The sequence below is a fragment of the Paenibacillus sp. FSL K6-2524 genome, assembly GCF_038005525.1.
Classification (GTDB): domain Bacteria; phylum Bacillota; class Bacilli; order Paenibacillales; family Paenibacillaceae; genus Fontibacillus; species Fontibacillus anaericanus.
Map to the genome: position 1 here is coordinate 3463025 of NZ_JBBOSP010000001.1, position 13086 is coordinate 3476110.

Consider the following 13086-nt stretch of genomic DNA (forward strand, 5'->3'; position numbering starts at 1 on the left):
CACTCCTCTATACTGAATAAATACATTGTATAGATTGAACGGAGGATTTCCCATAACTAAAGGGATGTTAAATATGGATTAATGTCTGATTTTCACGTTGATTATGCTGATAATTACTTGGTGGCATTCCTTTTACCTTTTTAAACATCCGAGAGAATAACAGAGGGTCCTGATATCCTACAGATCTTGCTACCTCACCCACCGTATATTTACCTGTGCCCAGTAATTCACACGCTTTGTTCATACGATAATGCATCAAGTATTCGCGAGGCGGTACATCGAGTGCCTTTTTGAATAATACGCTAAGATGCTTACGGTCTATCCCCATACTCTCTGCATGATGGGCTAATGAAATATCCTCACAAAAGTGAGCATGTAGAAACTCCAGCGTCTGGTGAACGTACCGATCTTGCCCCCGCGACATACTCATTTTAGGTAAATTATTCTGTGTCGTCTCTACCCATGTTGCCAAAAAATCGTAAAAGGTACTACTCAGCCTCAAATCCAAAGCTATCTGTGATAGAGAAGCACTCGATAATTGCTCATATAATGTCGGCATGATTTTATTATCCATAGGAAAAACAGGACTAGTCGGGGTTAGATAGGTACGGCTCAATAATTCGGGGACATCTTCTCCTTGAAATCCAATCCACGAATATGTCCAAGGATCAGCATCATCCGCTTCATAATAATAAACAACGTCAGGAATGATTAAGAATCCTTGTCCGGCTACAAGCTCAAGCGTATCTGCACCAACTCGCACAATACCTTTTCCTTTATGAATGAAATGGATTTTGTATACGTCCCTAACTCCGGGTCCGACGGTATGCCCTGGAACACAATCTTCCTTTCCCCAAAAAAGCAGATGAATAGAGGCCGGATTGCCCTCCAAAGGGCGAAATGGATTACATTGAAAATGGCTCATAGGTTTGTAGTTCCCCTTTAATTTCATATACATCTGTCCTGAAACGATCCTATTTCTTTGACTTCTTTAAATCTTCTACAATAGTGCGAAATGCAGTAATATTCTCGTAGCTATCTCCATAGAAGTTCGCATCCGCAGATGTCTTTACGATGACGACCTTTTCTAATTGATTCACATAAGTATATTGACCGCTCATACCAATCGCTACAAACTCAGTACCGTTGTTGTCCTTCGGATACCACCATTGATATTGATAACCGAAGTCTGAACTTGCAACACCTGGTTGGAGGCTGTCACGATCGGGATGCACAGATTCTTGAATCCACTGCTTAGGAATGATCTGCTGCTTCCCCCATTTGCCATCATTAATATATAATTCACCGAATTTTGCAAAATCTCTTAAGGTTGCACTAAGGAATCCAAAAGATAGATCATTCCCACGCATATCCGTATTCCAATAAGCATTGCTCTCCATACCAAGCGGTTGCCAAAGCTTCTTCTCTAAATATTTGTCAGGCTGAAGTCCCGTAGTCTTGTGAATCAACATTCCGAGAACTTGTGCATCCACACTTTTATATTTGAATGTTCCTGGTTTACTCTCAGAGGTTACTTTAGCAACGATTTGAGAGGCTGGCATATTAAAAAAGAAGAGTGCAGGAATCATTTTACTAACATCTGAGCTTGGATCCGCATAATCTTCATTGAACTTAGCCCCGCTGGACATTTGTAATACCTGTTTGATCGTAACCCCTTTATAAGCTGAGTTGGATAGTTCGGGCAAATATTTCGTCACCTTATCATTCACACTATTAATCTTCTTATCCTGAATCGCAATACCAATCAGAGCTGATAAATAGGGTTTCACCATAGACCAGGATGTATTGTTGGCTGTCATGCTGTTTCCAAGATAGTATTCTTCATGGACGATAGTTCCGTTCTTAATAACGATAAATCCCGTAGTTTGAGTTTGTTCTAGTAGTCCAATTAATTGCTTCTTCTTGCCCTCATAAGTGTAGGTTAGATTCTTTAGAGGTTTGATGTTTTCTTTGAATTGATAGGGTGTGTTGGATGCTTTGATTATAGTACTTGGAAGAATCTTATTCATAGAACGGAAGTTCTGGGCGCGGTATTTATCATCAAACAGCGTCAAGAGTTTGGTAACATCATACTGCGGAAGATTATTTACTTTGACAGGGGCGGGACTTGGGGTAGCAGATACAGTTCCAGATACAGTTCCAGATACAGTTCCAGATACAGTTCCAGATACAGTTCCAGATACAGTTCCAGAGCCAGAGCCAGAGCCAGTTCCAGTTCCAGTTCCAGTTCCAATTCCAATTAGAGTACTAGTTGCTGTTCCAATACCATCTCCCCCCGCCCATGCGGATGTAGTGAGTGTTGTAATTATACCCAGGGTGATCGTCAACGCTACAAGCTTCTTTGTCATGCGCTGTTCTCTCTCCTTAGTTCAATTTGCCAAAAAAACAGAATACTGTATGAGTTATGTATTTAGAATGCGTTACGTTAACACTATTCTTGCTAGAAACAATACTTTATCTGGGAACCTCTACTCTTGCTGGAAACACTACTTTCCTGGGATACCTCTACTTTAGCTGGAAATGCTCCATGTATTTTACCACTTTATCTAATCGTACTTTGATTAAAAGGATTTCCTCCCGCTAATATCAGCATATTGTCCAATAATGAGGAAATATCGTTAGTTAACTGTAGATTTTCCTGCTAATTGAAGTTGAAAGCGTCAACCAGATAACTTTAGCTGGAGTTTTTCCAGTTACTTCTTAAACTGTGTGCTATTTTTGCGTACATTCAACAAAGGAGTGTTCACAGATACATCTTACAATGAACACTCCATTTACCGATATGTCATTTCTTCAAATGGAACATATATTTATTGGTCGTATTTTTGGCACTTTTATATATTTTCACTGCTCAATATGTTCCATGTTCGTATTTTTCGCCACCTATTCTAAATTTTCTCCGGAGACTGTAACCCAATTAAGCGTAAACCATTCTGTAGTGTTATTTGAACGCATTGGACCAAAGCAAGTCGCGCTGTACGTAAGGATACATCCTCAATCAATATCGGACTGTCGTGATAGAATCGATTAAATGCTTGTGCTAAGTCAACAAGATAGCGACTAATCATGGACGGTTCAAGTTTGACTAATGCTTGTTCAATTCGTTCGGGAAATAAAGATAGCATCTTCAAAGTACTGAATTCTACACTGTTGTTTAAAAGGGTTGGATCAAGTTCAATTGCAAGTTCACCATCAACCGGCGTAGTATACCCGAGTTCTGTCGCCTTACGAATCACACTACATGCACGTGCATGTGTGTACTGAACATAAGGCCCGGTCTCTCCTTCAAAGCTAAGAACTTCTTCCCAAGAGAACACGATATCCTTGATCCGATTACCACTTAAATCGTTGAAAATAACTGCACCTACGCCCACCTGCTGTGCAATTTCATCCTTATTGTCCAACTGAGGATTCTTAGCTTCTATGATCTCCTTGGTTTTGAGAATCGCCTGTTGCAGCAGATCCTCAAGCTTGATGACATTTCCTTTACGTGTGGAGAATCCGCTTCCCTCCAGACTAACACGACCAAAAGGAACATGAACTAGATCCTTCGCCCACGGATAACCCATCAATTCTATAACCTTAAACCACTGTTGGAAGTGCAGATTCTGAGAATAATCCGTTACATAAATCGCCTTATCAAAATGATAGGTCTCTTGTCTGTATATTGCGGCGGTCACATCACGTGTATGATACAACGAACTGCCATCCTTCTTAAGCATCAAAGCGGGTGCCATGTCAAAAGAATCTAAACGAACTAACCAAGCGCCTTGATCCTCTTCTAATAAATTTTGGTCTTTAAGCTGCTGAATCACTGGCTCCATCTTGTCATTATAAAAGCTTTCACCTGCATAAGAATCAAAGCTAACTCCAAGTAAATTATAGATCTTCTCGAATTCTCTCATACTTATTTCTATAAACCTTGTCCATAAATGTAATGCTTCTTGATCTCCCTGTTCCATCTTTACGAACCAGGCACGAGCCTCATCTTCTAGCTCAGGGTAGGTTTCCACTTCTTGATGGAATTTGACATATAGTCTAAACATTTCGTCTATTGCGTCTTGTTCAATTTGTTCAGCACTCCCCCAACGTTGATAAGCAACAATGAGTTTACCGAATTGCGTGCCCCAATCTCCGAGATGATTAACCCCTACACAGTTATATCCAAGAAATGAATAGATTTGATACAGCGCATTTCCAATAACCGTTGATCTCAGATGACCTACATGAAAAGGTTTGGCAATATTGGGCGAAGAATAATCAATAACGACCGTGCGCCCTTGGCCAATATTGCGAGAACCGTAACGATCCGATTCATTAATAATTTCATGGATAATGGTAGTAGCAAACTGCTCCTTATTTATAAAAAAATTTAAATATCCGGAAAGTGCCTCCATTCGCGCAATAGCATCATCCTTAATCTGTTCTTGCAATCTCTCGGCAATCTGACTTGGAGCCTGACGGAGGATTTTACTTAGACTGAAGCAAGGTAAAGAAATATCCCCCATTTCTGGCTTTGCTGGGTACTCTAGTAGGGACATTACCTCTTCTGACGAGATTTCCTTGATCAATGAAGAAACTTGGCCTGCTATGAGTTCTTTATAGTGTTGCATATTTCCACCCTTCCTTTTTTTAAGAATACACAAAAAGCCCCCGTCTCTATATAAGAGACGAGAGCTGTTAGCTTCCCGTGGTACCACTCTAAGTGTTAAATTCATCATTTAACCACTCTGCTTTGATAACGGTCTATGACCGGATTTACCTACTGCATATAAGTTCAACTATCCAGTGTGATTAGCGATGAGTTCGAAATATTATACATCGCAGTACCACTTATCTGTAATTCAACTTATATAGTTCGGCAAATCATTTCCAGGGTCCGCTTCACTCATGGTTCTGTACCGGCTTACACCTACCCGGCTCGCTGTGACTAGAAGGCTATGAGTTACTGTCCCTATCATTAATGTTCATAATTATTTGAAATATTTACGGATCTAAACCTTAATCATTGTTGCTAATAATGTATATGCAGATCATAGCGGAGAGGGCGGAATTGTCCTGAAGAAGCGTAGCGTTCGCCTTTGCCTCCAAATTTTTACCGCTATAGCGATATAATCAAACAAATTTGGAGGCAACAGCGATCGTAAGGATAATCCGTCCGCGTAGCGGTCTTAATCTACGTTATACATTTATGCTAGCACTGATTTTGGTATTGCGACCGTTAAGCTTTTTAAAGTTTATACCGAATAATGCAGCCGATGTCAAGGATCACTTACTATTTTCCACAATTTTAGTCACTTCGCGGGTGATCTGGTCCCCTCCAAGCCGTTTCCAGTCGGCTACGAAGTCATCGAATGCACTGATCGGTAAATCACCGACAATAATGTTGAGAAACGTCTCATTCTCTAATTTCTCCAGGTTGGCCCAGTTGTCATTCATGGATAAGGTAGTCCCATAATAAACACTTCGCACCTGTTCCATTGGTGTTGAAGCCAGTATACCTACACCATATTCATAAGCAATTGCAGACTTCCAACCTTCCATATCTTTCTTAGGATTTTCCTTCTCAGCGACCCATTGATTATAAATTTGCCTTGTATTCGCATCCAGTGTCTCCGGATCCAATTTACCATGAAGCGCTTGCTGTACGGCGGCGTAACGCTTCTCAATGGCATCTGAATAATCAATTAATAAGTCAAACGGATAATAGGCACGCGTTTGAATACCTAATTGAGCTGCAAATTCCTCTAGCTTGGCGACCTTCTTATTGGGATCCAATCCTCGCTCCAGGCGGGTAAATGCGTTTAATAATTTGATTACCGCTTCAGGATGTTCATAACCTTTGCGTACGACCAAATACCGGTCGGTGACGGGGGCCATATGCGTGACAAACTTCCCCTCAACATCAAGCGGAGCGGCAAATGCTCGCCATTCTGATTTTGTATCCCCTGACACCACTTTAACTAATGGCCAATAGGGCGCCCACCAAGGACCAAAGAACATTCCAGCCCTACCAGCTATAATAGGATCCCAAGTTTCTTTGTTCAGAGCAAACTGCTTGTCAATCAGTCCCCTTTTGTACCAATCGGCTAACTTAGCCAAGGCTTCCTTGTTCTCAGGTGCAATTGAGCCATATATAATATTTCCTTCATGATCTATGACCCAGTTCTTAGGGAATGCATGATAAGTATTAAAAATAGCATCGTATCCATTCATCTGCGGTTTGGTTCCATAGACGACTCCCTTATAACCCGTAAGTCCAATCGTATCCATCTTTCCATCGCCATCAGGATCGCGTTCAATGAACGCCTTCGCAATCTCTTCTATATCTTCGAGACTCTGAGGAGCTTGAAGATTCAATCGATCTAACCAATCCTGACGAATCCATAGCAGGGTTGGCGAGTCGGCATTAATTGCGACATTCGGTAGTCCATATAGTTTATGGTTAAAGGTAGCTTCAGCGAGTGCAACTCCCTCCGTTGAATCGTACATTTCCTTAATTAATTCTGAACCATATTGTTCGAAGATTGTAGTCAAATTCTCTATCTTATCCTGTTTGATTAATTCCATGAGCTGATTTCGTGTAACGACCATCGCATCTGGGAGATCTTCACTATCAATGGCCAAATCAACTTTCTGAGCATAGGCTTCATCGCCTTTGGCCTCCCAAGCATGGATAACCTTAATATTCGTGATCTCTTCGAGGTAACGCGTGACAGGGTTGTTATCGTTCGTATCCCCAGCCATCAACTTAGAATCGGGGATCATGAATCCGACCCTAACCACGACCTGATTATCATATACCCCATATATCGGATCATCTTGGATACTAACTATCTCGTCTAAGCCCCCTTCCTCTCCTGACTCTGCGCCACTTTGACATGCACTTAAGCTAAGGACAAATGCCAAAATCAATGACAATGAAAGGAATAACTTCGTTAACTTCATGATTTCCCTCCATCAAACCGAAATTCATTCGGCAATTTCCCAACCCGCTCACGAAATAACTTACTGAAATAACGATCATCTTCAAATCCCGCCATCGAGGCAATTTCATATACCGGATAGGTGGTTTCAAGCAAAAGAGATTTTGCTAATTCCAACCGCATATGACGTAGTTTCTCGCCAAATGTCTCTCCGGCAAACCGGGTGAAGCATTGACTGAAGTAGCTGCGACTCATATTAATATGAGCAGCAACATCTACTTGGTTGATCTTCTCTCCAGCATGTTTACTCATATAGATGACGGATTTCACAAGACATAACATGACTTCTTTCGTAAGGGAGAGCTCTACCATGCGACGTTGGACTTGATCAGAAAATTTGCGCAACCAAGATCTCCAATGAGCCCATGCCACATTTCGTTCCATAGAGTCTTGAAATAACTTCTTCTCCTCTAGGTTCAATAACATGCCATCCCAAGTGTGGCAGAGCTTGTGACCAAACGAAGCAAATGCTGCTGCATTCGGACGTTGCTCCCATACTCTTTTTATGAGAAGTTCCCATTCTGCGTGATCAAGTGCCCATTTTAGATCAAGTGAGCTTTCAAGTACATCTATATCAGGCTCTGGCATTTTTGCAGTGGGTTGATTAATCTCAGCGTAAGTGAAACGAATAGGTCCTTCACAGTCTGCTGCATAGAATAACATTGGGGTAAGTTTAGTGGACAGGGTTCGATTGATAGTATCCAGAGGTTGATCCAATAATCCCGTTAAGAGGACCGTTTGCCAGTTCCCATCTAATTGATCCTTCACTTCATTCTCCCAATCCTCACTAGGAAAGCGGTGAACTAGTGGCGACATCCACATCTCATTCAATACCAATAATTGATTTTGTCTGACCACCGATAACTGAAATAAATCCCGTTCCTGTCTCTTCTTGTTCAAAGGTTGGAATATCAGAGCGGAATCCGTTAGCATTTTTTTCTCAGGTCCTTCTTTAAAAGCTGCATGATGGGACGTATCCCATTTGATACGATCGACAATCCGCCGAATTACTTGATCCGCATTCTCTACTTCTAGCAGTGTTTTCACTATATAATCAATAGCCCCATGACGAATCGCTTCTTGAACATAATCGAATTCATGATGACAGGTTAATACAACCGATGAAATCGCAGGATAACATTGTCTAACCTGCGTAATTAGATCAAATCCTGACATCCCTGGCATGGTGATATCGACGAACAGTAAATCTACTTCCTTGTGCTCGAGAAGCTCTAATGCCGCTTTGCCATCACCAGCCTCCCCAACGATAACTATACCGAGTGACGCCCAATCGATTAGGGATATAAATCCTTTACGAACAAGTCGCTCATCGTCAACGACTACAGCTCTAATCATGGAAATCCTCCTTTGCTTTTTTGGGAATTATGATAGATACAATCGTTCCTACTCCGGGCTCACTTACTATGTCTAGCTGAACTTGATCTCCATAATAATGTCTTAACATTCGATTTACGTAGGATAGGCCGATCCCGAGACCACGCTTCTTCGCTTCTTCTTCATCAGAGAACATATGTTCAAGCTTCGCAGGATCAATACCAATCCCATTATCCTTCACCCGAAGCAGCACATGATCAAGTCCAAATGGAATCGCCGTCACATCAACTTTGCCACTCTGCTCACTCACGCCATGATAGATGGAATTCTCCACCAAAGGTTGCAGGAGAAAGCGTGGTACAGCAACTGACATTACCTCATCAGAAACCTCTACATGAAACTCAAACTCGTAATCATAGCGGATACGTTGTAACTCCATATAATTACGCATCGCTTCAATTTCATCCTGAATGGTGACAATCAGACTTTGTTTACCCAAATTGTAGTGAAGCACCTTCACCAACAAAGTGACTAGTTTGTCGATCTCCTTCTGCCCGTTCAGTCTCGCCAACCATTGAACAGAATTGAGTGTATTATGTAAAAAATGAGGATTGATCTGACTAAGCAGTTTCTCGATTTCGAACTGGCTCTTCTGCTTTTCATTTCGTGATACGGCTAAGATCAGTTCATTTACCTCATTTTTCATGTCCTGAAAGTTTTGGAGCACAAAATCGAATTCCACTACATTCGTGTAGGAAACCGGCGTAGTGCGATTTTCTGCCATGCGTACGATTTCTAGGTTAACTTTGCGCAAAGGACCATACACTTGTTTCCACAGAAACATGCCAAGAAAGCCGGCGAACAGCAGTGTTGAGATCGATAGTAAGATCATTTTATAGAACCAAGTATAAATTTCACTGTTAAATGTTGATTTCTTAACGGCAGCAATCAGTTGCCACCCTTGAGGACTCTCATATCTAAATAGATGATAACCCCCATGCTCTTCGTGGGGAAGATGCGAGTTCCCGCCTACGGCATCTATTACACTTTGGGGTAGATTATCATCTTCCACGTAAGTTGTAGCGCCCTGTTGATTAACTAAGAGATGAGTCACTCTCATCCCGTAAGATTCTTGATTCAAAATTTTGCGAAATAAGCTATAATTCGTCTCCAAGTAGATATATAACTTCTGATCCCCAGATACTCCGACGGAACGCTGTTCAGAGAATACTAGATTATCCCCGACAACATACATCGTTGGGTGTGGCCCATAATAATTAGCCCCATTATAACGAATGAACTCAGGCAATTTGAGATTAAGCGCATCTGGTTTCATACTCATATTCGTAAATAAGACGGGGTCTTCAGCGTCAGGCATAATATATGCCGTTAGACCGATATAAGGATTTGTGAAATTGACTAGATTGATCTTTTGATTAATAGAGGCCATGATTTGCGATTTCCGGTAGATCTGTTTCTCTTGCAAAAAATCGGATACTTCCGCGACGATCTGGCCATCCAGCGCAAACTGTTTCGATGCAAAATCTAGATTATCGATCGCATTTTCTAAATTGAACGCCTCTTGCTTCAGACTTGCACTAATTCCACTATGAATTTTTCCTGACAAAATAGAATGAATTGAAGTATACGTAACGATTCCTACGAGTATGAGCGGTAACAAGGAACCAATCATCAAGTGAATCACTAATGTTTGCCGAAGGGATCGGGCTTTCCTATGAGAATCCCGTATTAGCGATGAAATCATCCTATGTATCCCCTCCAATAGTCATATTTTGTAATGGAATTATCTAACATAACAATACCAGAAAAATCGTTAAGCGAGAACGCTTTCAGGCAGATTAGCTAGAAGCCAATCTGCCTGAGTTTTATTTTAACCTGTAATTATTGAACACTTTTGCGAGCTTCGAACAATTCTTCTGCTTTTTTAATCGAGAACTCCATTACTTCTGCATAGCCAAGACCATTTACTTTGTCATGCATTTCTTTATTTAGTTTATCGAACTCCGCCTGATTCTTAGCAAATACCATCTTCCAAGAGTACTGCTGGATGATTGTACCGATCTGCTTATTCTTTTGCTCCAGCGTCTTATCCATGAGAAGTGGTTCTTTGCCTGTAAAACCTTGTGGAGCGATCGCAATCAAGTTGTTCTTAACAAAGTATTCTTTCGGTGTAAGTACACCCATCTTAGCTCTCCAATCACTATCAAGCTTGGAAGGATTGCGTTCGAGAGTTGTAGTCCATAGATTGTGATCAAAAGGTTCATCTGTTTCTGGATTCGTCATCGCAGGAACTATGAAGGAGAAGTTAAGCTGATTTTGTCCATAGTAGTAATCCCCACCACCAAACTCTTCAGGCACTTGTGTATTTTGTTGGTCAGCATAAGCTTTCCAACCGAAGTCGGTAACAAATGGTTTACCTTCAGCGTTAATATCCCAAGTCAAACCTTGTGGACCATTTGGAACGGCTGTGCCACTACCTGCTGAAATCATCGCCCCTTCTGGTGTATACATCCAGTTAATGAACTCCATAATCCGTTCAGGCTCTTGCGCTTTAGCTCCGATCGAGATAATGCCGTTTCCTCCGTATACGTTAAAACCGGTTGAATACATCAGCTCACCTTTGAACGGTACAAGTGCAAAACCTTTACCTGCATCAATGTTTTCCTGTGTATTGTAGTTTGCTGCACCGAGCCATGGGAACCAAGAGAATAGTAAGCGCCCATCTTTGTATTTAGCTACTACATCATCGAATTTTTGAGTTAAAGAATCCGGGTCTAGAAGTCCCATTTGGTTCGCATCATAATAAAGTTGAAGTGATTTCATATACCAGCTTTCTTCGGCTAAGAAATCATAATACTTCTCCTCGTCTGCTTTTACATACACTGACGTATCAGGAATTTCATCGTATCCCATCATGTTTGCAAACTGTTTGGCTAGTGTCATCTTGTAGTTACCATCCCAGTCGGACCAGAGCGAGAACGCATAGTTCTTTTTACCATTCGCGTTCTTAGGCTCAAGCTCTTGCATTTTCTTCAGAACAGGTAGATAGTCTTCAATTGAATTGATCTCAGGTGCTCCAACGGCCTGGTACAAATCCCACCGTAAGTCAGGACCCCAAGTCATATCTTTACCTTCGGAAGCTCCCTTTGGATTAGAAGCTACATTGTTACCCATACCATATATAGCTGAACCGCCACCAAAGGCAATTTCCGCTTTTTCCGTAGCTTTCGGGAAGGAAGCCACGATGTCTTTACCATATTTGTTAAGTAGGTCATTCTGATTCCAATCTAGCAACAAGTTCCCCTTGATAGCATTAGGATAATGGCTCTTATCATCACCGAAAATAATGATATCCCCGAGATTACCCGATGCCATCATAGCTGCAATCTTCGTATCTCCACCTGTTAAATTGGAGGCAACGATATCAAACTCAAGGTTGAATTTATCCTTGATGATTTTGGCAAACCATCCTGTTTGCAGCCCTGCATAGTTAGCCGTAGTGGAGAATACCGTCAATTTGAGTGGTTTCGAGTGATCGATAGCTCCATCATCAGGTGTAGCTGTATTCGCTGGGTCATTTTCCTTTTGAGCTGTGTTATTAGCCTTGTTCGTTGTTTCTGCCGGTTTCGCGTTGTTGTTCCCTCCGCCGCAACCAGCAATAACAACCAATAGTACCACTGTCATCATGATCAAGAATGATTTCTTGAATCTCATATGTTTGTACAACCTCCCCTTCTTACTTCTTATTAGTTCAACTTCGCATCAAGCGAATGTAAACCCAATTTGATATTTGCAATGTCTTCTGATGATGCCAATCCCTACCCTTTGACTGCCCCGATCATGATCCCTTTCACGAAGAAACGCTGGAAGAAAGGATAAACAATGAGGATCGGTAAAACCACGATCATAGTGACGGTCATTCTCACAGAGGTTGGTGTTTGCATGTTGGCTACACTGGCAGCCATATCCGTTGAGCTACGTATTAAGGCAGCCAATGAACTAGATTCATTTAAATACCGCCACAAGAGGAACTGTAGTGTGAAATATTTGGTTTCAGTCATCAAGAAGGCTGTATCCACGAAAGAGTTCCATTGAGTTACCGCCGAGAAGATCGTAATGGTTGCAAGGATAGGCGTCGTCAACGGAATGATAATGCTCCTGAATACTCGTAAATACCCCGCACCATCCATGGCCGCTGATTCCTCAAGTGAAGGCGGAATGGCCTCAATGAAGGTTTTGATAAGTATGATATTAAAGGGTGTAATAATGGTCGGCAAAATATATGCCAGGTAGTTGTTAGTTAAATTGAGGTTGTTCATCGTGATGTACCATGGAATGAGTCCTGCACTGAAATACATCGTAACCACAATACAGCGATACCAAATTTGCCGGCCCCACATCTCTTTCTTGGTAAACAGATAACCTAGGAAAGCTGAAGCCCCCACCGTAAGGAAAGTACCTACAACGGTCCGATAGACTGAGACTAGCGCCGCCTGACTTAAACCAGGTATACTCAATACCTTCACGTAATTGGCAAAGTGGATTTCTCGTGGTAAAAAGGTGATGTACCCTGCAGAACTAAGATCATTAGAGCTAATCGTGTTAATGAAGAGATAATAGAACGGATAAATACAAGTCAGTGTAAATAATCCGAAGAGTATATACAGGATGATTTGAAAGAAAACTCCGCCTGCTCCCATTTGTTTCGAGTTCATATCGATCC

Annotated in this window: 8 protein-coding genes and 1 other annotated feature; all 8 genes read right to left on the reverse strand. The window is 41.6% G+C overall.

Annotation, left to right across the window (positions count from 1 at the left end; translation table 11 throughout):
- Positions 1 to 67: 67 nt before the first annotated feature.
- Positions 68 to 925 (reverse strand): AraC family transcriptional regulator, encoded by an 858-nt coding sequence (locus NST85_RS15865; RefSeq protein WP_341189754.1) that lies wholly within the window; start codon positions 923 to 925, stop codon positions 68 to 70.
- A 49-nt stretch (positions 926 to 974) separates the two neighbouring features.
- Positions 975 to 2369 carry a serine hydrolase domain-containing protein gene (locus NST85_RS15870; protein WP_341189755.1) on the reverse strand — a complete coding sequence of 465 codons (1395 nt, stop codon included), beginning with the start codon at positions 2367 to 2369 and terminating at the stop codon, positions 975 to 977.
- Positions 2370 to 2909: 540 nt separating this feature from the next.
- Entirely contained in the window at positions 2910 to 4634 is a 1725-nt protein-coding gene (gene argS, locus NST85_RS15875) for an arginine--tRNA ligase (protein ID WP_341189756.1), read from the reverse strand.
- A 50-nt stretch (positions 4635 to 4684) separates the two neighbouring features.
- Positions 4685 to 4991, reverse strand: a binding site (T-box leader).
- Positions 4992 to 5289: 298 nt separating this feature from the next.
- A complete protein-coding gene (locus NST85_RS15880; protein WP_341189757.1) occupies positions 5290 to 6969 on the reverse strand; it encodes an extracellular solute-binding protein in 1680 nt (559 codons plus the stop codon).
- Positions 6966 to 8363, reverse strand: a complete 1398-nt coding sequence (locus NST85_RS15885; protein ID WP_127195030.1) for a response regulator transcription factor — start codon at positions 8361 to 8363, stop codon at positions 6966 to 6968. Before NST85_RS15885 ends, NST85_RS15880 begins: the two co-directional genes overlap by 4 nt.
- Positions 8356 to 10035, reverse strand: coding sequence for a sensor histidine kinase (locus NST85_RS15890; RefSeq protein WP_341189758.1), 1680 nt, complete (start codon positions 10033 to 10035; stop codon positions 8356 to 8358). Before NST85_RS15890 ends, NST85_RS15885 begins: the two co-directional genes overlap by 8 nt.
- 209 nt (positions 10036 to 10244) lie before the next feature.
- The gene (locus NST85_RS15895; RefSeq protein WP_127195032.1) at positions 10245 to 12077 is read right to left on the reverse strand and encodes an ABC transporter substrate-binding protein; all 1833 of its coding nucleotides are present in this window, start codon (positions 12075 to 12077) and stop codon (positions 10245 to 10247) included.
- Positions 12078 to 12181: 104 nt separating this feature from the next.
- On the reverse strand, positions 12182 to 13078 hold the full coding sequence (locus tag NST85_RS15900; RefSeq protein WP_127195033.1) for a carbohydrate ABC transporter permease: 897 nt from the start codon (positions 13076 to 13078) through the stop codon (positions 12182 to 12184).
- Positions 13079 to 13086 lie beyond the last annotated feature (8 nt).

Excerpts from the sequence above, each read along its gene's own strand:
- NST85_RS15865 (WP_341189754.1), bottom strand. The coding sequence starts at position 925 with ATGAGCCATTTTCAATGTAATCCATTTCGCCCTTTGGAGGGCAATCCG.
- NST85_RS15870 (WP_341189755.1), bottom strand. The coding sequence starts at position 2,369 with ATGACAAAGAAGCTTGTAGCGTTGACGATCACCCTGGGTATAATTACA.
- argS (WP_341189756.1), bottom strand. The coding sequence starts at position 4,634 with ATGCAACACTATAAAGAACTCATAGCAGGCCAAGTTTCTTCATTGATC.
- NST85_RS15880 (WP_341189757.1), bottom strand. The coding sequence starts at position 6,969 with ATGAAGTTAACGAAGTTATTCCTTTCATTGTCATTGATTTTGGCATTT.
- NST85_RS15885 (WP_127195030.1), bottom strand. The coding sequence starts at position 8,363 with ATGATTAGAGCTGTAGTCGTTGACGATGAGCGACTTGTTCGTAAAGGA.
- NST85_RS15890 (WP_341189758.1), bottom strand. The coding sequence starts at position 10,035 with ATGATTGGTTCCTTGTTACCGCTCATACTCGTAGGAATCGTTACGTAT.
- NST85_RS15895 (WP_127195032.1), bottom strand. The coding sequence starts at position 12,077 with ATGAGATTCAAGAAATCATTCTTGATCATGATGACAGTGGTACTATTG.
- NST85_RS15900 (WP_127195033.1), bottom strand. The coding sequence starts at position 13,078 with ATGAACTCGAAACAAATGGGAGCAGGCGGAGTTTTCTTTCAAATCATC.